This window comes from Fontibacillus forbon, from assembly GCF_046559655.1.
Classification (GTDB): Bacteria; Bacillota; Bacilli; order Paenibacillales; family Paenibacillaceae; genus Fontibacillus.
The window spans coordinates 224,751-246,412 of the sequence record NZ_JBKGFV010000004.1 but is presented as its reverse complement, the minus strand read 5'-3'; the positions used below and the strand labels follow the sequence as shown (position 1 = coordinate 246,412).

Sequence of the window (21,662 nt, the reverse complement as noted above, 5' to 3'; positions counted from 1 at the left end):
ACCGGTTTGAAGGTTTCGAATGCCGGTCGAATCTATAAATTTTCAATTCTCAAATTGAGAATAATCAAGGAAAAAGGGGCGCCCTCGGAATAGACGCCAGCGGTGATTTTTCTTTTCGCTATGAAAAGCATCACAGATTATCAATTATACTAGAAAGTCGGAAAGCTAGAAAGAGAAAGTTGGCTCCCAAAGGGCCGGTTGATCTTGCGACAGGCTGGCCGCAATATCGATGAGACGCTGGTTGGAGCTGCCTCTGTAGAGCAGGGAGGGGTCCCGCAGTTCTTCGACGAAACGTCCGTCTACCAGCACTTGGCAGCGTTCGAGCAATCGAAATTCCGGCGAATCCCGGTGTTCGGTCAATTCTTCGTACGTATACCCGCTGTAAATCCAGATGGGTATGGGCTGCCCGGCCTCGAGGCGCAAGTGATCGACAAAGGCGCCGACCTCGGCGGCGGAGAAAAACGGATCCCCGCCCAAAATGCTGACCCCGCTGAGCAGCGGGTTGTTTTTGATGTCGGTGATGATTTCCAGTTCGCGCTCCGGCGTCAGCAGCTCGCCGTAATTGAAGTTCCAGGTGGCTGCACTGAAGCAGCCTTTGCAGTAATGCCGGCAGCCGCTGACGAAGATGGCGGCACGAAGGCCTTCGCCTTCATTGATGGATTCCGGGTAGTAGCCGCATATGTTCATGAATCGTGTTTCACCCGGTCGCGGACTTCGGCCTGCTTCGCGGCATTGAAACGGGTCTGAAAATCACCTGTCAGATACCCGGTCACGCGGCGCAACCGGCGGATATAAACGTCCTTCTCGTGGCTATTGCAGGAAGGGCAGGTGGCCCCGATGATGCCCTCAAACCCGCACGCGGAGCAGCGGTCGATCGGATGGTTGATGCTAAAGTAGCTGACCTGCTGCGACAATGCATATTGAACGATTTGCAGGAATGCCGCCGGATTGCTGCGGGCGTTTCCGTTCAACTCGATATAAGAGATGGCTCCCGCATTGCACAGTCCGTGGAACGCGGCTTCCAGCCGAATCTTTTTCGCGGCGCTAATCTTGTAGTACACAGGGATGTGGAAAGAATTTGTGTAATACTCCCGGTCGACGACACCCGGCACCGTGCCGTAGAAAGCCCGGTCACGCTTGGTGAATTTGCCGGACAACCCTTCCGCCGGCGTGGCGAATAACGTGATGTTCAGGTTGTGCAATTCGCCTTGTCTGTCGCAGTAGTCGCGCATATAGGCAATCAGATCGTAAGCTTTTTGGTAAACCTGTTCGTCTTCGCCATGATGCTTGCCGTACATGGCCTTCATGCATTCCGCCAGCCCGATGAATCCGATGGACAGGGAGCCGTGTTTGATCAATTCGCCGACGTTTTCCTCCGGGTCCAGCTTCTCGCCGCCTTCCCAAACGCCTTCGCGCATCATGAAATCGGACGCTTTCGCTTTTTGCGCGGCTTGGATTTTGAAGCGATGAAGCAGTCCTTCCAGCGCGATGTCGAGGTAATGGTCGAGTTCATGGTAGAAGCCGCGCTCATCCGCAACGTTTCTCCGTCCCAACGCGATCCCGTGCTCAAGTCCGAGCTTGACGAGGTTTAGCGTATTAAAGGAAAGATTGCCTTTTCCGGACAGGTGATTGCGTCCGAAGCGGTCGCTCAGCACCCGCGTGCGGCAGCCCATCGTAGCGAATTCGGTATCCGGATCGGTTGGATCGTAGTGCATGAGATTCAACGGGGCATCCAGGTTGGCGAAGTTCGGATACAGCCGCTTGGCCGAGCATTCCGCCGACTTCAAAAAGAGATGATAGTTCGGCTCGCCCGGGTTTTGGTTGACGCCTTGCTTGCATTTGAAAATCTGGATCGGGAAGATCGGCGTTTCTCCGCTGCCGAGTCCGCGCATCGTAGCCGTCAGCAGGGAGCTGATGACGAGTTGGCCTTCCGGCGACGTGCAGGTGCCGTAGTTGATGCTGGTGAACGGAATTTGTCCTCCCGCGCGGCTGGACATCGTATTCAGGTTGTGAATCAGACTCTCCGCGCCTTGCAGTGTCTCGCTTTCGGTTTCTTTTAACGCATATTTAAAAGATTTCGGATATTGGGCTTGAAGGTCGCTGCGGCTCATGTCGATTACACCGCCAAAGTCCGCCTCGCCATTGCCTTCCTCGAAATACTCCAGTCCTTTGCGGAAGTATTTGGCGAAGGATTTTGCCACGTAAGGAGCCAGGTCGTAATCAAGCATGTTGGCCGATACGCCGCCGTATTGGGAGTTTTGCTGGGATTGGAAAATAATCGCGACGAGCGCCATCGCGGTCATGATCGAGTTCGGCGGACGGACGCTGCCGTTGCCGGTGTTGAAGCCTTCGCGCAGCAGTTTGGCAAACGGAATGAAAATGCAATTCGTCGTGCCGATCGCGTATTGATCGAGGTCATGCACATAGACTACATTGTCCTTGATCGCCTGGACGACCCGGGGCGGCATGACAAAATGGTTTGCATACCATTTCGAGTACTCGCTGCCGAATTTGCTCATTTTGCCGGAGAAGCTTTCCCCGTTCAAGTTGGCGTTTTCCCGCAAGACCTCCAAATTCGAGCTCTCGACGATTTCTTCGCCAAGGCGGATAACCTCTTCCATCATTTGCTCCCGGTTTGTTTCCGTATCGATCCGATTCATTAATGCCATGTAATAGTTCTCCTCCCCGATAACTAGGTAAAATCCCATATAAAAAGCATTTCCAACCCGGCAAGGCCGAAAATGCCCGAATGTCTCCAGAATGATAGCTGTAGGAAGGCGGAACCATGAAGTCAAAATCAAAGCTATGTAAGAGCTGCATCGGACACCTCCCTGTTCCTCGCAGGTTAGCGCGGTGTCTTCCAAACGGGCAGGTCTCCTGGCTTTCGGTCATGCGCCGGCGCCTTCCCGGGGGAGTTATAGAACTCCCTTAGTGGCATTATGCCGGCGAATTGCCTTGGGATGATCACAAGAGATTCCCAAGCGCTCCGATTACAGTGGCGGGACCGCAGCGGATTCGCACCGCCTTCCCTTTTAAGACCCGGCGTCTAGGGCGCCGGACCACCCGTTCACACTATATTTTGTTGTCTTGTAAATATATTAACCCCATATATTGTGTTTGTAAATGGGCCTAGCTTAAATTGAACGGCTGAAAAAAATGAAAAATCCCCTGAAAGCAACCGCAGTGCGGTCCAGCGGGGATGAAAAATTTTTTTGAAATTTTTAGTCCGAAAATTCCGAAACCAGGTTTGTCCCATGGATTATCTTGGAAGCTCCTGGGCGTATTTTTTTCTTAGCTGATTCAACTCGTTCAACTTGTGCAGATGATCCTCCGGATTCCTCATTCCTACCGCGACAATCAAATTTTCTACTATAAACGTAGGGGCAATCATGGAGTGGAATTCCCACGTTTCTCCCCGGCTGGCAAACAGCGTGATATCGCATTGATCGGAAAAGTCGGCAACGAGCCGGTCCGTGATGAGCAAAGTCCGGTAACCGGTCTCTTTGGCATGATCGACGATCACCTTCGCTTCCGGCAGCAGCCGGACGAACCCGAACAGGACCACGAGATCTTCCCCTGTCAGGTGAAGAAGATCCTCAAACAACTCGCTCCCGCCGCGGTCCAAGCGATGGAGAGACAGGCCGAATCGGCCGAGCCTGTAATGAAGCAGCTCCGTGAGCCCGGCCGAAGGGCCCGGACCATAGATGTAGATGCGCCTTGCCGAGGTCAGGGCGGTGACGGCGGCTTCGAAGGAATCGGCAGAGTAGTGGGTCAGCGTTTCTTCGAGATGCCTCATGCTTGTTGCGAGAAACTGCTGGGGGAGCGGGCTGGCGTCCGCTTTGTCCATAATGTTTTTCATTTTTGCCGCAGGCGTCACATCGAGTTGACTCCTCAGCTTGGTTTTGAAATCTTTTATATTTTTGAAACCGACCGTGCGCCAAAACCGCGAGACCGAGGCAATGCTCAGCCCCAGCGCGTCGGCAATTTCCTGTTCGGTGGAGAACAGGACGGTTTGCGAGTTTTTTTGGATATAATCCGCAATTTTAAACTGGCCCGGTGACAGGGCCTCGGTATTCCAGTCCAGCTTCACGAGATATGCCCTCACTTTCTTTGTCTGGTGCTTGATAGAAATAGATTAACATACCGGATTTAATAAGGGCAAAAGCGATACGTATCCAATCGGAGAAACAAGGGGCGCGTTGATGATGACGTGTATTTTTTCATTATTATAATTTATGTAATTTTATTTACATGATTTTAACGTTCCCGGACATCGAATTTAATAATTGGATTCTATATTGGGATTAGCCTGAAGCAAGGGCGTTTGAACAACTTAATTCAAGGAGGGGAAGCAAGTGATTCGGTCCCAAAAAAGATATGTGCTTACGCAATCGCAAAAAATGATGGTGTTTATTTTGTCTATGTCCCTGTACGGCTTGTCCAACATGATTACGGAGCTGATTCCATCCCTGCGGCTCGGTCCGGTGGAATTTTCGGTGGAGTACTTCGCTTTTATTCCGTTGACGCTATGCATTCTGTTCCATCCGTTTTATGCCGCCGTCGGCGCGGCGCTGGGCGAAGTGATTTTCGGCGAGATCATGCTCGGCCAGTTCGGCGGTCTCGGGGAGCTGGAGAAATTTATCGGATTTTCTCTAGCTATGTTCATTGCCGGGAGTCTCGTCAATGATCCGCGAAATCGCAGGCAGGTCGGGATTGCCGCGATTACCGGGGTTGTCATCCACCAGTTTATCAGCAGCGCGGTAGACATTGCCAAGGTATGGGTGGGGGTAGAGGAATTTGAAGCCGTACCGGGCTTGGCGCAAAGCGTAGTGGTCGTAGAAGGGGTTTCTTTTCTGAATGACGTCTTGTTCTCCGGTATTCTGTTCGCTCTGTTGCCGACCTTGTATCTGGTGCCCCGATTGTACGGCAAAATCGAACCTTTGCTCGGCATGAAACCGCGCGATAACCGGGTGAAATATTCGTTGGGTGAAATCATAGCTCCGCGACTGATCGTTATCTCGATTGTTCTGGCTCTTGTAGCGGTAGGCGCAGAGTTTCTGGCTGAGTCGGATATGGCGTTGATCGACTGGGATGCGGATTTCCTGGAGAGCATCGGCGGATGGTTCATCTGGGTCAGTATCGGTGCGGCGGCGATCGTGGCGCTGATCACGATTCTGCTGCTGATTCGCAAAGGCAAAAAAATGCCGCAACATATGGATGGGAGCGGTCAGGTTTAATGGGGAACGAAAACAATATCGTTGTCATGGAAGGGGTCAATTTTACATATCCGGGTGCCGAGCACCCGGTGCTGAACGGAGTTTCCCTGGAGATCAAGCGCGGCGATTTTGTCGCCGTGATCGGCGGAAACGGTAGCGGTAAATCCACGTTGTGTAAAACGCTGAACGGATTGATACCGCACTATTATGTGGGAGATTACGAGGGCAGCGTTCAAGTGAACGGGCTGGATACGCTCAAGCATAACGTGGCACAGCTGTCCCGTCATGTCGGTTACGTGTACCAGGATTTTGAAAATCAATTGATCCGTCCGACGGTATTGGACGACGCGGGATTCGCCCCGCTTAATTATGGCTTCGAAGACTATAAGGAGCGCGGACGCCGGGCGCTCCGGCTGGTTGATCTGCAATGCGATCCGAAGGAATTCATCTGGCAGCTCAGCGGCGGGCAAAAGCATCAGCTCGCCTTGGCCGGTGCGATCTCGCTCGATCCCGACATCCTGATCATCGACGAGCCGGTTGCGCAGCTTGACCCAAGCCATGCCGGGAAGATTTATGATCTGTTACGGAATTTGAACGAGTGCCATGGAAAAACCATTATCGTGATCGAGCATCATACCGAGTTTATCGCCGAGTACTGCAAGACGGTGGTGCTTATGGATGCGGGGCGGGTTCTCTGGTCCAAGCCGGTAAAGGAAGCGCTGCGCGAGCTGGGCCAACTGGAGGCGAGTCATATTTACCCGCCCCAAGTCACGCAGGCCGCTGCGAAAGTGTTCGAGTCCGGCATGGGGCTTGATGCTAGAGGGACCGGAGAAGAAGCAGGGGCAGGGGGGCACCGGTACCCGGTTACCCTGGAGGAAGCCGTGCAGTATTTTGGCCGACTCCAGGAGGAGCGATATGAGGAGGGAGTTTTGGATCCCACCGACTCCCTGGGCACAAGCGATTCAGCGGGACTTGCCGGTTCGATTGACTCCTCAAACGCCGTGAATCCCGTTATCGAAGTCAAGCATGCCCGTTTCTCCTACCGGACGGTCACGAGGGAGCGAAAGGTGGTGCTGGACGATGTCAGCGTAACGTTCAACCCGGGCGATCTGGTTGCCCTGGTAGGGAATAATGGGGCCGGGAAGTCTTCTTTCCTGAAGCTGGTCACCGGAGTGACGAAGCCGGAGGCTGGATATGTCCGGGTGAAAGGCATAGACACGCTGCGAACTCCGCCGGAGCAGCTTGCCGATATGGTGACTTACATTTATCAAAATCCCGAAGAAATGTTCATTGAAGACTCGATTCGCAAGGATGTGGAGTTCTTCTTGAAGGCCCGCCGCGTGATCGGCTACGAACAGAAGGTGGATGACATTCTGGACAGCTTCGGGCTAACGGAGCTTCAGCACCGCGACGGACGCCTGCTAAGCGGCGGACAGCAGCGTCGCGCCTCGCTGGCGATCGGGGTGGCTATGAATCCATCGGTCATTTTGCTGGATGAGCCGACGGCCAATCTCGATATTGCCACCCGCAAGGATATTACGCGCTTGCTGCAGCAATTGAACCGCCACGTGGAAACGGTGATCGTAGCGACCCATGATATGCAGCTTGTTGCGGAGTGGGCCAATCGCGTCATCGTCATGCATCAAGGCCGGATGATCCGGAACGGGACGCGGGAGTCGGTGTTTGCCGATGCCGACCTGCTGGAGCTGGCCGGGTTGACGGCGCCGCAAATTTTGGAGCTGTGCCGGAATCTTGGCTTGCCGCAGCTTTGTTACACGGTAGATGAATTCGCCCAGCGCTGGAAGGCTATAGGAAGAAAGGAGGCGTTGGTTCATGGAATATGTACGTAAGCTTATGGACCGGGTATCGGTCGAAGGCGTCAAAATAGAATTGCTTAACACGGCCTACGGCAACGGCGATACTTTCCTCGCCAAGCTGGACCCGCGGACTTTGTTCCTGTGGTATTTGTATTTCGGAATCGCCCCGTGGTTCATCCATAATGTGATTTTGTTGTTCGGCTTGTTTTTCCTCATGGCATTAACGACGATGATGTCGCGGGTGAGTCCGCTTATTATAGGGATTTTGTGCCTCGGGCTGTTGAGTCAGGCCGGGTATCTGCTGATCGTATCCTGGTTGTTCGGGGGAGGCGGGGAAAGCATCCTGCCGCTGCTGAAGCTGACGCTGAAATTGTCCGTCATTTCACTGGCCAGCATTACCGTGTTCTGTTCGATGGACCCCGAGAAACTGAGCGACGGCCTGCTTAGCATCGGAGTGCCGAAGCAGGTTTCATTCGGCATTGCTTACGGTTACCGGATGCTCCCCAGCTTGCTGGAGGAGTACCATCACATTTTCCTTTCGTTCCGGTTGCGCGGAAGGGCACCGGAGCGGCACGGTTTTTTATATCTACGGAGCATCGTTTATTTTCTGAAAATTGCCGTACTTTCTTTTTACCCGTTAATACTGAGCATCGCCAAAAGAACGCGCACTACGGTGGAAGCCCTGGAGACCAAAGGTTTCTCCTATGCCTACCAGTCGCCCCGGGTCAAGCGGATCAAGTTGTCGTATATGAAATTCACGCTCCGCGACGCCTTATTCCTGGCCGTCTCAGCGTTCTATGTGGCTACACTGTATATTCTGGCCGTACAATTTAACCTCTAATAAAGGAGAACACTTATGAAAATCGATCTGCACACCCATGTGAAGCTTTCCAAGAAAAGTGAATTCAGTCCCGCTTATTTCAAGGAGATGATGGCCGAAGCGAAAGGGAACGGGCTGGACGCCATCGCGATGACGGAGCACTTCAATACTTTGCGCTATGAGGATATTTACGAGATGCTGGACCGCAATTATACCTATGAGCACGGCTATTATCTGGCTGAGGGAATCAAGGTGTTCCCGGGCATCGAGGTCGACATTAAAGAGACGGGACACATTCTGATCATCGGCCGGCGGGAAAACGTGCTTGAGCTTAGAAGCTGCCTTGAACCGCATACGGAAAAAGGGCGGTTCGTCGACTTCCGTACCTTGCTCGACTGGAGCGAAGAGGGAGAGTTCTTGAGAATCGGAGCTCATCCGTTCCGGGAGGGGACGCCGCTTCATCATTTGCCCGATGAATTGTTGCGCCGCCTGGATGCCTTTGATCTGAACGGCAAAGACGTCTATGCCCAGGGACTCGAAGCTTACCGCGCCAAAATCGGAGAGTTCGCAAAACGACTCGGCCGCCCCGTGGTCGCCGGAAGCGACACGCACCAGTTCATGCAGTACGGTTGCGTCCTGAATGAGTTTGACCGGAACTTTGAAACCGTAGAGGAGCTCAAGACATTGATTCGGGAGGGAGCCTACCGGATCGAAGTTTCGCCGGCCTTGGATATCAAGGTGAAGTCTGCCAATATCATCAAGGGGCTGCTAAAGAAGAGTCTTTCGCTTCCGGTAGAGGACGACCTGGAGGAGCTTGGAGACCAATCGGCTTAAGGGTTTGGAAGGAGGCGCTGTTCGGGGCAGCTTTCGGCTCACGCAGGCTACAGCCGCAGCGCCCCCGATCATACAGTTCATTTCTATGGTTTGATATTCCGGAGCGAATCTTGCTACAATAAGTGAAGGCAAGACACGTTATGATCAGGGAGGCGCTTAATTATGGCGATTGCGGAAGTAACGGTTATTCCCATCGGTACAGGGTCCACCAGTCTCAGTTCCTATGTTGCCGAGCTGCAACGTGTACTCGAACAGCAAAAGGGTATCAAGTACACGCTCACCTCGATGAGTACCATTATTGAAGGTCCGCTGGATGATATTTTTGCCGCGATCCGGGCGATCCACGAGGCGCCGTTTCAGTCCGATGCCAAGCGGGTATCCACATCGGTCAAAATCGATGACCGCAGGGACAAAGTTGGCTCGTCCGAGCAGAAGCTCCGGTCGGTTCAGGATAAGCTAGGCTTGTAACGGCAAATCCGGAATAAAGTCGCAGTAGCTGGGTGCTGACCGATTTTCCAAAGATTAGCCCTTGCATTATTCCCAAAACGGAGTATAATAATTTTTGTTTCACTTTAAAAGTGAATCTGCTGATGTAGCTCAGCTGGTAGAGCAACGCATTCGTAATGCGTAGGTCGGGGGTTCGAATCCCTTCATCAGCATCCTTAACAAGTCAAGCGCGGCGCGGTCTCTGAGATTTTCCGGGGCCGCGCTTTTTTGTTCAATTCGTGATGTTTCTACCATTTTTCTACCCTTTAGTTAAGTAAAGTGGGTTTTTCAGTAATAATTTGGCTGGTTTGACTACCTGTTATTGAGTCTCCAATATTCTTTAGGACTTGCTTTTGAAGGTTAGGGAGGACGTGCGAGTAGGTATCTAGAGTGACATTAATTGAACTATGCCCTAGTCGCTCTTGAACGATCTTAGGATGTACTCCGGCTTTGAGCAGGAGCGTAGCATGGGTATGCCTTAGATCGTGGAATCTGATCCGGGGGAAGTTGGGATGTTCTTTCTGAATATTCTCAATTATCTGATAATATTGCCTGGACAAATTTCGTGGCCCTAAGGGGGTCCCTACGCTTGTCTGAATGACTAATCCGGAATCGGTATAGAGTTTGTTTGTTTTCTTTTGTTCCTCTTGGGAGTTTATATGATCCTTTAGCAAACGAACTGTATTCTCGAAGAGGGCAATTGATCTGACGCTGCTATCATTCTTTGTATCGCCGAAATCGTGGCCAACTTCGGCAAGTGTGTAAGCTTGCCGCACCGAGATCGTTTGATTAACTAGGTCTACATCCACCCAGCGGAGGGCAAGGATCTCGCTCTGGCGCATTCCGGTAGAGGCGGCTAGTTCAAATGCCAAGTAATATTGCTCATACGAAGCGTAATCCAGAAAAGTTTTTAGTTGTTCTTCATTCCACACCTCGAATTTCACTTTCTTGCCTTGTGGGAGAGTCACAAACTGAGCGACATTCTGTGGTATAAGTCCCCAGACAACCGCACGGTTAAGTGCATCATAAATTATGGAGTGAGCTTTTTTTATGGAGCCGACCGATAGAGTTGTTAGCAACTTCTTATGGTAAAAATCTTGCAATTGCTGAGGCTTTAATTTAATGGCCTGAACTTTCCCTAGGTTGGGGATAATATGTGTATTAACGAGCCACTCGTAGCTTTTCCAGGTGTTGTACTTTACGACTGGCTTTTTATCTCTAAGCCACTCGGCCATCAACTCACCAAAGCTTTTTCGTGTAGGTTCGACGAAAGTTTCATTGTGCAGGGCTTTGAGGATGTCAGGCATTGCGAGCTCCGCTTGGCGTTTCTTTTCAAATCCTCCATCAGGTCCCGAAAGCCATTTCCTTTTTCGATTCCCCGCTTCATCCTTCATATCAACCACTATGTAGTACTTGTTACCCTTTTTAGCAATATGACCTTTCATAATGCCCTCCTACCAAGCGAATTTCAAAACTGCTTCAACATCAGACTTTTCAAGCCATAATAGTTCAGGATAAATCAAATAAGGCCCTTATCTTCATAACGAGGCAACCCCCTTGCAATTAATTGACGATCTAGTTGCTTAAGGATTCGTTTTGTTTCGGGTGACCAACAAGGCAACTGATAGTTTTGATTGTCACCTCGGTCTTTTAAAGTGGCAGTCATCATACTTTGATTGATCCTTCGATGAATTTGGGAAATTCTCTTTTCAGCGAGATGAGAAGAAACCTTAAATTCTTCCATAAGTAGGCACTTAGCTTGATAATGATCTGTAGGAATAACTAAGCGAGAAATCATAGAAATCGGCATGGCCGCATATGTAACAAACTGCTCAGCTTCCAATTCTTGCATCCGTGTAAAGGATTCAGGCATTAGAAACTGGTTTCCAGCATGGCGGAGAAGGTGACAGAGTTCATGAAGAAAGTCAATGCGTTGTTGTTCAACCGGCAGTCTACTGTCTAAGAACATACTGTACATCCCAGAAACGGCTTCTAAAGCACGGCTAGTGACTTCCTCGTAGTGCACCCAGACATTAAGACGTTTGGACAACTCCCTGACGGTAATTTGCTTAGGTTCAGTAATCTTAAATCGGGAATATAGCTTCTCTACAAACTCTTCCAAGATCGTCATTTGATAATGTTTAATCATGATGACAGCCTCCAATAAGGGAATATATGTTCGGTTTTATGTTGAAAATAAAAGCCGTTGCCGGCAAATGAAGATTCTCAAAATATGATTATTCAGGACTGTTTTTGATTTGTTTTTTTTTGGGTGAAGTGGCTATCTTAGACGCAAATTCTGGTTTAACCTCAACACCATTCGTTTTTATTATTAAAGGCTCGGGCTTTGAATTACGAATTGGTCCCGAAAAAACTCCAAATCTAATCATATAATATTCCTCCACTAAAAGAATGTATGTTCGGGTTTTGTTTAAAAAATATAGCCCGGGGGGCTAAATTTTAGATAACAATTCTATTTTTTTGATTTCATAATCTTCTTCAGTAATTAGTTTTAAATCCCTTAATTCACCAAGCTTCTTTATTTGTTCAAATATATCATTTGTTTTTGAAGAAGCCGCTGCGGGTCTTGTATTCAAGTTATCACGCAGTTTATAAATCAAATTCTCTATTGAAACAAATTTATCGTAATCTCCACTTAACTTACTTATCATTACTGTATTTTCATCTTTTGCATAGTCGAATGCTGTGTTGAATCGGTTTGTACGATCATTGTTCCCGCTAGTTATAACTTGGAGATGCCCATTCATCATTAGTCCGGGCTTTTTAAGTTCAATGGATGAAATACTTTTGATAGAGTATGATTTTATAATTTTTCTCTCGATAGTAGTCCCACGAACAATGTACACATTTGAGCTGGTAACAGCTACAAGCCCATTGACTCCCTTTGCAAATTCGATAATGTCGTCTCTACGCACTTTTTCTAAAAGCAGCTTAAGATGCTTTCCACCCTCTAAAATATCAGCATTTTCTGGTGCAAATGCCTGGTGATCCTCACAGTATCCATTTTCAAGTGCTTTTTTTGAACAAACTACTATACTACATTGGATATCCACGGTAAATTCTCCATTTCATCCTCATAGGTTGAGTTATTGGCTATATAACTGCATGCTAATCTTGGCGATCCCCAGGCTTACGGTCCTTTTCTCTCTCCTGTAAGATCCGGAATATCTTCCGCATTTCTTCTTTTCTCTCTTCTGGAGCACTCAGATAGTCCTTAAAGAATATCCCATGTTCCGGATTATTAATAAAAGCTTCGAATGCAGCTTGTTCTTTAGGATCAAAATCTGTAGTTGTTCTCGTAGAACGGGGTTTATTAGTGCGGCCCAATAAATAATCAGTTTCAGTGTCATAAAGGTCCGCAATTTTCGACAGCATACTGGTATCTGGGTCTCGATAGTCTCGTTCGTAATTTGATAGAACGGTATTAGTAATCCCTAATCTCTCGGCAACGTACATTTGAGACCAGCCTCTTTTTTCACGTAATTCCCTTAAACGACTTCCTAAACTCATATTTAAAACCGCCTCATATTTTCTTACCTAAAGAATAACAGTTATTCACCATACGTTAAAGAAATTACACGAAAAGTTAAAAAATGAGTTGACTTTCACTTTTCGTGGAATTATAATCAAACCATAAATCAACTTTACGTGGAATTGAGGTGAATCATTTGGAACTGTTCGAAAGGATTAGAATTATCCGTCAATTTAAAGGAGTAACACAAACATTTGTTGCTACTGAGTTAGGGATGACAATTTCCAACTATAACATGAAGGAAAATGGAAAGCGTCCAATCAAAACATTCGAATTGGAGGCGATTGCTAAAGCACTTGGCGAACCTGTTGCTATTTTTTTTGATGAAAATATCCACGTAAAGTTGAATGTGGGGAAATCTGCAAAATCAGAGAGAAAGGAGGTAGGTTAAGGTGGACCACAACCCGCAGGACATCAAGGATGTATGTGAATCTCGAGATCCAGAAGAGGTCAGTCGGCTACTGAAAGAGGGATGGTTGATCAACTACATCAGCCATGAGCCGAGCCGCAGTCGGTACGTACTCATTAAATTTGATTAGGAGGTGCCTCAAAATGAATCAAATTCAAGATCCATATTCAGAAACAGACGTAATCACAATTCCAGAACTCCGGAGACGTCTTAAGATTCGCAAACAAACCGCTTACGACATGGTGGATGAGCCAGATTGCCCCGTTTACAACTCTGGTGGAGGAAATCGGGTAATCTGGGGTGAGTTTCTGGAATGGTATAAAAAACGATTCAAGAAAGCTTCGGGGACTTGACATGAAAAGGTTCCGTTGGAAACATCAATCCTCTAGAGCAGGGCTCATTTCAGCAGTTGTCACTCGAAACATCATTAAAGGGATGGATATGGAAGCAGCGTTGGAGTTATCGTTGCCAAACTACTCCGCCAATCCAGAAGGTTTGTCTCAGTTGGAGAGAAAACGAATCCTGAAGGAAGCAAAGGAAGAATTGAAAAGGATAGAAGAAACCCGCCGGGACGGTACCGGCCGCCGGCGGATGAGGGGATGAAGGGGAAAAGTATTGACTTAATAACTAAATTCTAACTTACATGCTTGCCACAAATCTATGAAGTTAATGAGCCAATTTGTCCATTTCATCCTCCCCGTTGTTCCAAACAAGGAGGAGATGAGGAAATGTCGATCGGAAACGTAATTCACAAGTATCGAAAAGAGCAAGGGATGACTCAAGAAGAATTCGCCGAACAAGTCCTAATTGATCGTTCATCGATTGCTAAGGTTGAATCCGGCAAGCGGCAAGCGCCGAAAAGCCTTATACGTCAAGCAGCCATTACATTCGATGACCCGCGTCTGTATCTCGCTGCTCAGGAAGAAGTTACTGATGGGGCCAGTGTCCCTTACCTGGACAATGCAGATTTACATAGGGCTGCAACACACATCAAAACTCTTGAAGAGATGGAAGAAGCTAAGGCAGCCATGAAGGCAGCTCCATTAATGAAACGACTTGATCAGATGACAAACGGCGATCGTGAAGTGATCAAAAAAACAATTATGGAATGCGTCGAAGCGATAACTGCACTCACACATCACGTAGCTGTTCTATGTAAAGAGAACAAGTTCAGTTGGCTCGGAATATGGAAAGAACACCGCGCCGAACTGAAAGCTAAAAAATATCTGAATTGAGGGATTGAAATGAAAATCAATATGACGTTGGAAGAAGAAGCACGGTTCATAGCACGGAACGCATCTCGTAACCTCCGGACGATCCGACAGAATCCGGAAATTGTGAACTCGGAAAAACTGAAGCACAACATCACTTACCTCGAAATGATGATCCGCTTGCATAAAGCCGATCTGAAAGCACAAAAAAACGCCCGGCGGGCAGGCCGGACGCTTGGTCTGAGAACTCGGTTAAAGTCTCTTCTGCTGTCTATTTTAGCCGATGAACGGCAAAAGGGCAAGGAGGGAACTGCCAGATGATCGATGTGGAAGGGATTAAAAACCTGATTGGCCGGCCCTTAACGGAAAGGGAACATAGACACATAACCTGGATCAATGGATGGGATAGTGAATCTCGGGAATCATTCGCTAGGCTGATCAAAGACGCATATTGGAACGGGGCCAAGGAGGCCACGGAGACGGTCAAGGATACATCTGCAAATGAAATGTCCACTCAAGAAATCAATGAATTTGCTAAGGCATTGGCAGTTAGATACAAACAAACAATGAGCGACAATGACAAAGCTCGAGAGGAATACTCTGCAGCGGATTCCGCAAATCTTGACCAAAAGAGCTTTCATCAAATCTATATGCGCCGAGAAAGAACCTTGTCTCAATATAAATTATTCGTTGAAACGATTGATATTCTTCCGGTAAAGATTCAACTTCCATTTTACGAACACCTTAAATCAATCGAATAAGACAGAGCTTTGGCCCTGTCTCCCGGCGTCGGACGGTTTCATAACCTTCTCCGTTCGGCGTCGAGAGATGCGGCTGACGCATCAAACAATATCGAAAGGAGGACAAGCCATGTATCCGGTTATTCAACGGCTGACGGTAGTTAGCAACCCAACCCGAATATTTGAAGTTGGAACGGTGATCGAAGGCCGCGAAGTCATTGAGATCAAACAGGTCGGCTATGAGCACGATGGCGGGATGTTTTCCGAGTTTCATGTTCAAGACGAAAATGGTCATCTTATCGCTAGCATCGAGAACTGCCCTGTCATCGTGGATTGGAAAACAATCATTGTTCACGATGAAAAAGAAAACGACCTGCGGGAACAGGTCGTATCTGGGACTTAATTAATTTTCTTGCCCCTATCGTACCAAAATGGGGCCAAACAGACAAGAGGGAGGGCTTTGGATGGGTACAGCTTATTCTGCAGATGTGAGCGGGCAAAACATTGAAGTCGATGTTTTTCCAGCAACTAAGTATTGTTCAGCAGGATTCTCATTACGTGGGAGTTTTGGAGCATTTCAATTATTTGCTGATAACGAACATTTAGCCGAGATTGAGTTTGCTCTTCGGACCTACCTGAATGGGATCCGTTATCCAGAATCACCGAGCCAGCAAGCCATTTTGCACCATGAAAGTAACCAATCCATTAAGGAGGAGAGCGCATGACTAAAATTGAAATCGCAAATCGTTTGTTGCAGCTGCCTGGAGAGATTTCGGTGGCTGAGGATGTAGTTCTTGAAGCAAATAATCAATTGGTTAAAGCAAAGGAAGTTCTGCAACAGAAAGAAGACGATGTGTTACTTGGCAACCTGATCGACGGTAAAAACGCTGAAATCCGAGCGGCTCAGATGAGGCAACATACGGAGTTGGAACGTGAAGACCTTTCTGAAGCTGAACTGAAATTGAAGAACGCTGCCGTAAGGCTGGGGAAACTGAAGGACGAACTCAGGGCATTACAAGCCGCAGCCAGCCTCCTTCAGGGGGTGGCGTAATTGAGCGAAGGAAATTTAACAGTAATGCCCCAACCTTCCGGCGGAAACGCCGGGGGAGGGGCGATCGTCGATCTTGAGTTCGGCAGTGCCGCTGACCTTCGGAGGAAACTGGATGCTATGAAACAAAAATTGAACCTTACGAAAGAGTTCTTCCGCGAAGTCATGCAGGAAGGCGTTGATTACGGGACGATCCCAGGTACAGACAAGCCGACACTGTACAAGCCAGGGGCTGAAGGACTTTGTGAATTTTACAATCTAGCACCAACGGTAGCAAGCAAGGTCGAGGATAAAAATCACGAGACTGGCTATTATGCCATTGACATCACAATCAGGCTTATTCATCGCGGGACAGGCTCGATCATTGCCGAAGGTGTTGGGCATGCCAATACTTACGAGAGTCGTTATCGTTGGCGTTGGTATTCGGAATATAAGTTACCAAAAGGCATCGACAAATCAACGCTTTTTAAAGAAGAGCGAGATGAGTGGAAAAATGGTCGCAAGACTGGAAATACGTACACCATGTACCGGATGGAGAATGACGATATGCATTCGATTTGGAACACGGTGCTTAAGATGGCGAAGAAGAGAGCCCTCGTTGATGCGGTTTTGTCGGCAACAAGATCAAGCGGTATTTTCTCTCAGACGGAAGATGAGCTCAATGCTTATTTGAATGGGAATGATCCAGAAGCTGGGGACCAGGAAGGTCATGTAACTACTCGCAAGGCTTCACAATCTACACAGACCAGCAGGAGCACAACAAGTCGACAATCTGGAGGTTCTAATTCGTTTTCAGACAAGAATCGTGCATTTGATCAGGCCAAGCAGTTCAATGGTGGGACTATGGATTGGAAATGGCTAACTGAACGTGCCGTTGAAGCATTAGGTCGCCCGATTGCGAAGGTAGTCCAGGACGTAGCTGATAATGAATGGAAGCAAGTTGCGGACTATCTTGAACAATATGGAGCTGGTGGAAGCGATCCAGGCGGAATTGACTTCAATGACCTTCCGGAGGATATGAGATGAAAATTGCACATATTGCTGATTCACATTGGGGCTTCGGATATCCGGGCCCCAATCCGGGAGCTCGCTTCGAAGATATTACAAGGACTATGGACTGGGCTGCAGATCGGATTATTGCTGAAGGTTGTGAACTGGTTTTGTTCGCCGGCGACGCCTTTAAAGATGCCCGGGTGTTTATTGACCGGGCGACGGCGGAGATTAAGGCTTTTGTTTCATGGCTTCGCCGGCTATCGGAAGCGGGCATCGAGGTTGTTGTCATTAGCGGTACACCGTCACATGACGCGATCAGCGCCTACCATTTAATTCGGGAGATGCGGATCCCCGGCGTTCAGGTTTTCACTGAGCCAGGGATTGCTTCGCTCCCCAGCGAGGGTGGGCCGCTGATAGCCTGCCTTCCGGGAATGAATCGTTCGTCGTTCGCTCAACAGGATGAGTTCGCCGGCCTACCACCGCACGAGTTTCATTCCAAAATGACCGACTGGATCACAGAAACGTGCCGTGAGCTCCGCAAAGGATTGGCCGGACCGATTATCCTCATGTCTCACCTGACCTATGACTTGGCTGATACTGGCTTTGAGGATGCTTTATTGCAGAACGAGCCTATTCTGACGGACGAGGCGGCAACCATGTTTGATCTCGTTTGTCTTGGCCACATACACCGCCCGCAGCGAGCCGGAACCAACGTGTTTTATTCCGGCGCTCCAGAGCGACATAACTTCGGTGACGAGCATACGGCAACCGGTTTTTGGATTCATGATACGGATATCGGCTCATCGTTGTGGGCAGGGTCGACATTCATCGAAACGCCTAGCCGTCATTTCCGCACTATCGACTGGTGCGACATGGACATCGAAGCCTGGCTGGATGGTCAGGTGGACGATTTTGCGGGCATCAAGGATGCAATCGTCCGGGTTCGATATTCTTGTTCGGAAGAATTGCAAAAGCGATTCGATCGGAGGTCATTAGAAAGGGCTTTGTACGACGCCGGGGCTTACTTTGTTGCCGAGATCCGAGCGGAAGTTGAACGTTCGGAGCGGATCCGGGATGCCGAGGTGACCGAGGGTCTGAATCCACTGACGGCATTAGCCGCCTGGGGAAGTAATCAAGAGATTAAGGAAATGGAGATCGTCGAGCTTCAGGCTATGACGAGTGAACTGATGGAGGGGATCTGATGGCTGAATTGACAGAATCATCAACTGCTGGCGAGTCAAAGAATTTTCTCCTATTTCATATGGATTCGACCGGTACATCTGATGAAATCTCAGAAGAACCGCGTTCCTCAGTAAACCCGAGTTTGACCAAGGAACAAGCTTGGAACGTCTTTTTTGGAGCGATTATTCAAAAAGAGGATCACGAGTCAATTCATTATCTTGTACTTCGGAACATGATTCGAGAATTCGGTTCCTATTACGAAGGGTAGGTGCAAAATGATTCCTTTACGCTTAATCATTAATAATTTCAGAGCAATAGAACATGCCGACATTGATTTGTCGGCTGTGACGTTGGCAGCAATTGCCGGAAGGAACGGCGCTGGCAAATCATCGGCCTTCACGTTGGCGCCGCGTTTCGCTCTATTCGGTGATGTGATCAAAAGTGTCAGCTTGGACGATTTGGTCCGCCGCGGTGCTCAAGAAATGGCTATTATCTTTGAATTCGAGCATCAGGGGAGTATTTACCGGGTCATCCGGACGCGGTCGACAAAGGGCAAGGGTAAATCCACGCTCGAGCTGCAGCAGCAGGTTAGCGGTCAGTGGGAGAGCCGGTCGGCCGAGAAAATCGGTGACACGGAGGCCAAGATCCGAACCTTACTCAACCTCGACGACGATACATTTACGGCTAGCAGCATGATCTTGCAGGGACAGGCTAACGCATTCACCGGCGCAACGGCAGGCAAACGAAAAGAAATTCTATCGCAAATCCTTGGTCTTAACATTTATGAGAACCTGCAGGAACAAGCCTGGCAGCGGGCAGGATTGTTGAATATCAAGATTGAGAAGGACAAGGACAAGCTTTTAATGTTGGATGAACGCCTGAAAGGTAGGTCTGCGAAGAACGAAGAGCTCCAAAGGATAGAAAGCCAGCATGATATGATTCAGGCCAATGTGATTGAAGATGAGCGGGCCGTGCGGGAAAGTGAGGCGCAACTCGCTGTACTCGAAGTGAAACGATCCCGTATTTTGCAGATTGACATCGATACATCGGCTATTGATGACGAGCTGGCAGCACTTCGTAAAGAGAAGGCCGGCCATTTTGAACGCTTAGAGCGAGCTGAGAAGATCTTGGCCAATGAAACTGGCATTACGGAAAAGGCAATCGAACTGGAACATATCAAGCATCAGTTAGCAGTTTTGGAGGCCAGGAAACCGGAACTTGACCGATTACAACGAGATCTCACTGCTACACAACTGGAATTATACCAATTGCAGGACGACTCAGACCGGTTAAGCGAGCGCATAACCGATTTACAGCACCAACTTGCTGGGCGGGATTCGTTACGGCAGCAGGCTGAGGATTACGAGACTGAGGCGCAACGCCTTCTCTCCTTCGAGGAGAAAGCGGAGAAGTGGAACTTGATAGCTACGGAGCTTATAGGGCTTCAATCTCAGCATCAGCGTGAAGAGTCTCGTCTTAAGTTCGAAGAGCAACGTTTAACCGATAAAATCACTGCTCTTGAGCAGCAAGAGGCACATATCCACGACAGCGGTTGCCTTCCGACTTGCAAATTTCAGCAGGCTGCAGCAGTAGCTGTCGCGGAATTGCCATCATTGCGGCAGCAGTTGGAAGAACTAGAATGGAGTGTTCTTATTGGGCTCACAGCAAAGATTACTGGATTAGAGGCCGGCCAAGCCAATTTAGAATATGACAATGCTGCACATCGGACCTGTAAGGCAAGAGTAGACGAATTAAAACAAGCATCATCTCGGTACGCTCAACTTGCTGGCAAGGATGAACTACTACAGCAATTGGAGCAGCAACAGCGCGAAAAAATGGAGAGTATGCAGTCGGCAAGGCATCGATGGGATGAACTTCAATTACAAACGATCGATCTTGAGACAGCACTGGTGCCGTTGTCAGAGTTATCGGCGAAGGCTATCGACCTTGAACGCTGGGCAAGGCTCAAAGACCAGATTCCTGCGGCCCGAGAGGCTGCAGCGAACGCCAAAGAGCGGATTGCCACCATTGACCGGGAAGTCATCGGAAAACGTGTCCGTAAAGATGGTTTGGAGAACGAGAAAAACAGCCTGGTCATTGACACGCTTGATTATGAAAGGTTGTATCGTGATCTGGACCAATTGAAGGTCGTATTACAAGATCGGCGTCGGCAGCTCACTGCACTGGCCGAGCAAATCGGTGGCATCAAGGCGGTGTTGGCCGCGCTCGAGGCCGATCAGCAGGAACGTGACCGGCTGGCCACTGATCTTGAACCGAAGTCGAAGCGGTGGACACAGTATCAAACGTTAATCAAGGCATTCGGCCGTGACGGAATCCCGGCGCTGATCATTGAAAACGCAGTACCGCAGCTCGAAAGGATCGCAAACGAGATCCTTGGACAGATGTCTAAAGGCAAGCATTATATCCGTTTTGAGACTCAACGGGAGCTCAAATCTCGGGATGGCGTTGCGGAAACGCTTGACATCATGATCGGAGATTGGACCGCAGAGCGACCATATGAGACGTTCTCAGGCGGTGAGCAGCTCCGGATCGACTATGCTATTCGTTTCGCTCTGGCTGAACTTCTCGCTCAACGTGCCGGCAGCAAGGTTGAATGGCTTACGATCGATGAGGGTCTTGGATCCCAGGACGCCGAGCACCGTGCTCTTGTTCTTGAATCTATCAAATCGGTTTCTAACCGGTTTAAGAGAGTCCTGGTCATCACGCATATCGAAGATGCGCAGGCTGCCTTCGATCAGGTGATCCGTTTCGATAATGCCGATGGCGGAGTTGAAGTTTTCGTGGCATGAACGATGAATTTGGCCAACCGCTGTTACAAAGTATGATGGGTAACCGGATATGGAGGCTTATGCGGACAGATCGGGAGGCCTTTAAACGGGAGACGCGGCAATATTTCGCCAAAGCCTACCCGGGCTGGACGGTGGTCCGGGTAGACTACCCGATAGTATTTTTAAGGGACGATAGGGGGCGTAATGAGTGACGGAGCAATGTTTAGGGGACAAAGCTTGGAAAGATAAAACGATGAGGGAGCGGAGCATATGAGCATGACCACTGAAGAATTATTCCGACGCACAAATGAAATTGTTGATTTTTTAACAAACAAGAATGAAGAGGCAAGAGAAGCCGGGGAAGAACAACATGCTCATTTCATTACATCAGTTGCACACACTCTTGGCTCGATAATTGGTTTTGATCTTAAGCCACAGGGCTATGGCCCGATGCTAGGGACAGTGATGGAATCACTCACAGATGGCCTGCAGATGGCAGCCACTCATAAAGGTGTAAAAGGAACATTTATTAAGATCGTTCGTGATTAGCATGTTTCGTGGGAG

At 48.9% G+C, this 21,662-nt stretch carries 27 protein-coding genes, 1 tRNA gene and 1 riboswitch; of the genes, 20 read left to right on the top strand and 8 right to left on the bottom strand.

Annotated features, from left to right (window positions below; genetic code table 11):
* Positions 1-165: 165 nt before the first annotated feature.
* The 3 genes from nrdG to ACLB09_RS16895 form a co-directional block, all read right to left on the bottom strand.
* Positions 166-687 (bottom strand): anaerobic ribonucleoside-triphosphate reductase activating protein, encoded by a 522-nt coding sequence (gene nrdG, locus ACLB09_RS16905; RefSeq protein WP_410771032.1) that lies wholly within the window; start codon positions 685-687, stop codon positions 166-168.
* Positions 684-2,669, bottom strand: a complete 1,986-nt coding sequence (locus ACLB09_RS16900) for an anaerobic ribonucleoside triphosphate reductase (RefSeq protein WP_410771031.1) — start codon at positions 2,667-2,669, stop codon at positions 684-686. Before ACLB09_RS16900 ends, nrdG begins: the two co-directional genes overlap by 4 nt.
* Positions 2,670-2,850: 181 nt before the next feature.
* Positions 2,851-3,082: riboswitch (cobalamin riboswitch) on the bottom strand.
* A 177-nt stretch (positions 3,083-3,259) separates the two neighbouring features.
* Positions 3,260-4,090, bottom strand: coding sequence for a MurR/RpiR family transcriptional regulator (locus ACLB09_RS16895; RefSeq protein WP_410771030.1), 831 nt, complete (start codon positions 4,088-4,090; stop codon positions 3,260-3,262).
* Positions 4,091-4,355: 265 nt separating this feature from the next.
* Between ACLB09_RS16895 and ACLB09_RS16890 the strand changes: the two genes are divergently transcribed.
* The 6 genes from ACLB09_RS16890 (at position 4,356) to ACLB09_RS16865 (ending at position 9,346) form a co-directional block, all read left to right on the top strand.
* On the top strand, positions 4,356-5,237 hold the full coding sequence (locus ACLB09_RS16890; protein ID WP_410771029.1) for a cell division protein FtsQ: 882 nt from the start codon (positions 4,356-4,358) through the stop codon (positions 5,235-5,237).
* Entirely contained in the window at positions 5,237-7,066 is a 1,830-nt protein-coding gene (locus tag ACLB09_RS16885) for an ABC transporter ATP-binding protein (RefSeq protein ID WP_410771028.1), read from the top strand. The genes ACLB09_RS16890 and ACLB09_RS16885 overlap by 1 nt, the downstream gene beginning before the upstream one ends.
* Positions 7,050-7,874, top strand: coding sequence for an energy-coupling factor transporter transmembrane component T family protein (locus ACLB09_RS16880; protein ID WP_410771027.1), 825 nt, complete (start codon positions 7,050-7,052; stop codon positions 7,872-7,874). Before ACLB09_RS16885 ends, ACLB09_RS16880 begins: the two co-directional genes overlap by 17 nt.
* 15 nt (positions 7,875-7,889) lie before the next feature.
* On the top strand, positions 7,890-8,687 hold the full coding sequence (locus tag ACLB09_RS16875; protein WP_410771026.1) for a PHP domain-containing protein: 798 nt from the start codon (positions 7,890-7,892) through the stop codon (positions 8,685-8,687).
* A gap of 162 nt (positions 8,688-8,849) precedes the next feature.
* A complete protein-coding gene (locus ACLB09_RS16870; RefSeq protein WP_410771025.1) occupies positions 8,850-9,155 on the top strand; it encodes an MTH1187 family thiamine-binding protein in 306 nt (101 codons plus the stop codon).
* 118 nt (positions 9,156-9,273) lie between these two features.
* A tRNA-Thr gene (locus ACLB09_RS16865) sits at positions 9,274-9,346 on the top strand.
* 93 nt (positions 9,347-9,439) lie between these two features.
* Here ACLB09_RS16865 and ACLB09_RS16860 read toward each other — a convergent pair.
* The 5 genes from ACLB09_RS16860 to ACLB09_RS16840 form a co-directional block, all read right to left on the bottom strand.
* Positions 9,440-10,618: a tyrosine-type recombinase/integrase gene (locus ACLB09_RS16860; protein ID WP_410771024.1), complete on the bottom strand. Its 1,179-nt coding sequence runs from the start codon at positions 10,616-10,618 to the stop codon at positions 9,440-9,442.
* Between the two features lie 74 nt (positions 10,619-10,692).
* The gene (locus ACLB09_RS16855; RefSeq protein WP_410771023.1) at positions 10,693-11,322 is read right to left on the bottom strand and encodes an ImmA/IrrE family metallo-endopeptidase; all 630 of its coding nucleotides are present in this window, start codon (positions 11,320-11,322) and stop codon (positions 10,693-10,695) included.
* A gap of 88 nt (positions 11,323-11,410) precedes the next feature.
* Positions 11,411-11,563: a hypothetical protein gene (locus ACLB09_RS16850; RefSeq protein ID WP_410771022.1), complete on the bottom strand. Its 153-nt coding sequence runs from the start codon at positions 11,561-11,563 to the stop codon at positions 11,411-11,413.
* Between the two features lie 63 nt (positions 11,564-11,626).
* A complete protein-coding gene (locus ACLB09_RS16845; RefSeq protein ID WP_410771021.1) occupies positions 11,627-12,247 on the bottom strand; it encodes an SHOCT domain-containing protein in 621 nt (206 codons plus the stop codon).
* A gap of 55 nt (positions 12,248-12,302) precedes the next feature.
* Positions 12,303-12,704 carry a helix-turn-helix domain-containing protein gene (locus tag ACLB09_RS16840; protein ID WP_410771020.1) on the bottom strand — a complete coding sequence of 134 codons (402 nt, stop codon included), beginning with the start codon at positions 12,702-12,704 and terminating at the stop codon, positions 12,303-12,305.
* A gap of 149 nt (positions 12,705-12,853) precedes the next feature.
* Between ACLB09_RS16840 and ACLB09_RS16835 the strand changes: the two genes are divergently transcribed.
* The 14 genes from ACLB09_RS16835 (at position 12,854) to ACLB09_RS16770 (ending at position 21,647) form a co-directional block, all read left to right on the top strand.
* A complete protein-coding gene (locus ACLB09_RS16835) occupies positions 12,854-13,117 on the top strand; it encodes a helix-turn-helix domain-containing protein (protein WP_410771019.1) in 264 nt (87 codons plus the stop codon).
* A gap of 161 nt (positions 13,118-13,278) precedes the next feature.
* On the top strand, positions 13,279-13,488 hold the full coding sequence (locus ACLB09_RS16830; RefSeq protein WP_410771018.1) for a helix-turn-helix transcriptional regulator: 210 nt from the start codon (positions 13,279-13,281) through the stop codon (positions 13,486-13,488).
* Between the two features lies 1 nt (position 13,489).
* Complete coding sequence (locus tag ACLB09_RS16825; protein WP_410771017.1) at positions 13,490-13,738, top strand: hypothetical protein; 249 nt, start codon at positions 13,490-13,492, stop codon at positions 13,736-13,738.
* A gap of 125 nt (positions 13,739-13,863) precedes the next feature.
* A complete protein-coding gene (locus tag ACLB09_RS16820) occupies positions 13,864-14,370 on the top strand; it encodes a helix-turn-helix transcriptional regulator (protein ID WP_410771016.1) in 507 nt (168 codons plus the stop codon).
* A 9-nt stretch (positions 14,371-14,379) separates the two neighbouring features.
* Positions 14,380-14,667, top strand: coding sequence for a hypothetical protein (locus tag ACLB09_RS16815; protein ID WP_410771015.1), 288 nt, complete (start codon positions 14,380-14,382; stop codon positions 14,665-14,667).
* Positions 14,664-15,107, top strand: coding sequence for a hypothetical protein (locus tag ACLB09_RS16810; RefSeq protein WP_410771014.1), 444 nt, complete (start codon positions 14,664-14,666; stop codon positions 15,105-15,107). The genes ACLB09_RS16815 and ACLB09_RS16810 overlap by 4 nt, the downstream gene beginning before the upstream one ends.
* Before the next feature lie 109 nt (positions 15,108-15,216).
* The gene (locus ACLB09_RS16805) at positions 15,217-15,489 is read left to right on the top strand and encodes a hypothetical protein (RefSeq protein ID WP_410771013.1); all 273 of its coding nucleotides are present in this window, start codon (positions 15,217-15,219) and stop codon (positions 15,487-15,489) included.
* A 61-nt stretch (positions 15,490-15,550) separates the two neighbouring features.
* Positions 15,551-15,811 (top strand): hypothetical protein, encoded by a 261-nt coding sequence (locus tag ACLB09_RS16800; RefSeq protein WP_410771012.1) that lies wholly within the window; start codon positions 15,551-15,553, stop codon positions 15,809-15,811.
* Positions 15,808-16,137: a hypothetical protein gene (locus tag ACLB09_RS16795; protein WP_410771011.1), complete on the top strand. Its 330-nt coding sequence runs from the start codon at positions 15,808-15,810 to the stop codon at positions 16,135-16,137. The genes ACLB09_RS16800 and ACLB09_RS16795 overlap by 4 nt, the downstream gene beginning before the upstream one ends.
* Entirely contained in the window at positions 16,138-17,160 is a 1,023-nt protein-coding gene (locus tag ACLB09_RS16790) for a hypothetical protein (protein WP_410771010.1), read from the top strand.
* Entirely contained in the window at positions 17,157-18,329 is a 1,173-nt protein-coding gene (locus ACLB09_RS16785; RefSeq protein WP_410771009.1) for a metallophosphoesterase family protein, read from the top strand. The genes ACLB09_RS16790 and ACLB09_RS16785 overlap by 4 nt, the downstream gene beginning before the upstream one ends.
* The gene (locus ACLB09_RS16780; RefSeq protein WP_410771008.1) at positions 18,329-18,577 is read left to right on the top strand and encodes a hypothetical protein; all 249 of its coding nucleotides are present in this window, start codon (positions 18,329-18,331) and stop codon (positions 18,575-18,577) included. Before ACLB09_RS16785 ends, ACLB09_RS16780 begins: the two co-directional genes overlap by 1 nt.
* Before the next feature lie 7 nt (positions 18,578-18,584).
* Positions 18,585-21,119, top strand: coding sequence for a sbcc family protein (locus ACLB09_RS16775; protein ID WP_410771007.1), 2,535 nt, complete (start codon positions 18,585-18,587; stop codon positions 21,117-21,119).
* 249 nt (positions 21,120-21,368) lie between these two features.
* Complete coding sequence (locus tag ACLB09_RS16770; protein WP_410771006.1) at positions 21,369-21,647, top strand: hypothetical protein; 279 nt, start codon at positions 21,369-21,371, stop codon at positions 21,645-21,647.
* The last annotated feature ends 15 nt before the right edge of the window (positions 21,648-21,662 follow it).

Excerpts from the sequence above, each read along its gene's own strand:
- ACLB09_RS16875 (WP_410771026.1), top strand. The coding sequence starts at position 7,890 with ATGAAAATCGATCTGCACACCCATGTGAAGCTTTCCAAGAAAAGTGAA.
- ACLB09_RS16880 (WP_410771027.1), top strand. The coding sequence starts at position 7,050 with ATGGAATATGTACGTAAGCTTATGGACCGGGTATCGGTCGAAGGCGTC.
- ACLB09_RS16785 (WP_410771009.1), top strand. The coding sequence starts at position 17,157 with ATGAAAATTGCACATATTGCTGATTCACATTGGGGCTTCGGATATCCG.
- ACLB09_RS16780 (WP_410771008.1), top strand. The coding sequence starts at position 18,329 with ATGGCTGAATTGACAGAATCATCAACTGCTGGCGAGTCAAAGAATTTT.
- ACLB09_RS16825 (WP_410771017.1), top strand. The coding sequence starts at position 13,490 with ATGAAAAGGTTCCGTTGGAAACATCAATCCTCTAGAGCAGGGCTCATT.
- ACLB09_RS16770 (WP_410771006.1), top strand. The coding sequence starts at position 21,369 with ATGAGCATGACCACTGAAGAATTATTCCGACGCACAAATGAAATTGTT.
- ACLB09_RS16795 (WP_410771011.1), top strand. The coding sequence starts at position 15,808 with ATGACTAAAATTGAAATCGCAAATCGTTTGTTGCAGCTGCCTGGAGAG.
- nrdG (WP_410771032.1), bottom strand. The coding sequence starts at position 687 with ATGAACATATGCGGCTACTACCCGGAATCCATCAATGAAGGCGAAGGC.
- ACLB09_RS16810 (WP_410771014.1), top strand. The coding sequence starts at position 14,664 with ATGATCGATGTGGAAGGGATTAAAAACCTGATTGGCCGGCCCTTAACG.
- ACLB09_RS16805 (WP_410771013.1), top strand. The coding sequence starts at position 15,217 with ATGTATCCGGTTATTCAACGGCTGACGGTAGTTAGCAACCCAACCCGA.
- ACLB09_RS16775 (WP_410771007.1), top strand. The coding sequence starts at position 18,585 with ATGATTCCTTTACGCTTAATCATTAATAATTTCAGAGCAATAGAACAT.
- ACLB09_RS16840 (WP_410771020.1), bottom strand. The coding sequence starts at position 12,704 with ATGAGTTTAGGAAGTCGTTTAAGGGAATTACGTGAAAAAAGAGGCTGG.
- ACLB09_RS16885 (WP_410771028.1), top strand. The coding sequence starts at position 5,237 with ATGGGGAACGAAAACAATATCGTTGTCATGGAAGGGGTCAATTTTACA.
- ACLB09_RS16855 (WP_410771023.1), bottom strand. The coding sequence starts at position 11,322 with ATGATTAAACATTATCAAATGACGATCTTGGAAGAGTTTGTAGAGAAG.
- ACLB09_RS16815 (WP_410771015.1), top strand. The coding sequence starts at position 14,380 with ATGAAAATCAATATGACGTTGGAAGAAGAAGCACGGTTCATAGCACGG.
- ACLB09_RS16870 (WP_410771025.1), top strand. The coding sequence starts at position 8,850 with ATGGCGATTGCGGAAGTAACGGTTATTCCCATCGGTACAGGGTCCACC.
- ACLB09_RS16900 (WP_410771031.1), bottom strand. The coding sequence starts at position 2,669 with ATGGCATTAATGAATCGGATCGATACGGAAACAAACCGGGAGCAAATG.
- ACLB09_RS16830 (WP_410771018.1), top strand. The coding sequence starts at position 13,279 with ATGAATCAAATTCAAGATCCATATTCAGAAACAGACGTAATCACAATT.
- ACLB09_RS16820 (WP_410771016.1), top strand. The coding sequence starts at position 13,864 with ATGTCGATCGGAAACGTAATTCACAAGTATCGAAAAGAGCAAGGGATG.
- ACLB09_RS16860 (WP_410771024.1), bottom strand. The coding sequence starts at position 10,618 with ATGAAAGGTCATATTGCTAAAAAGGGTAACAAGTACTACATAGTGGTT.
- ACLB09_RS16800 (WP_410771012.1), top strand. The coding sequence starts at position 15,551 with ATGGGTACAGCTTATTCTGCAGATGTGAGCGGGCAAAACATTGAAGTC.
- ACLB09_RS16850 (WP_410771022.1), bottom strand. The coding sequence starts at position 11,563 with ATGATTAGATTTGGAGTTTTTTCGGGACCAATTCGTAATTCAAAGCCC.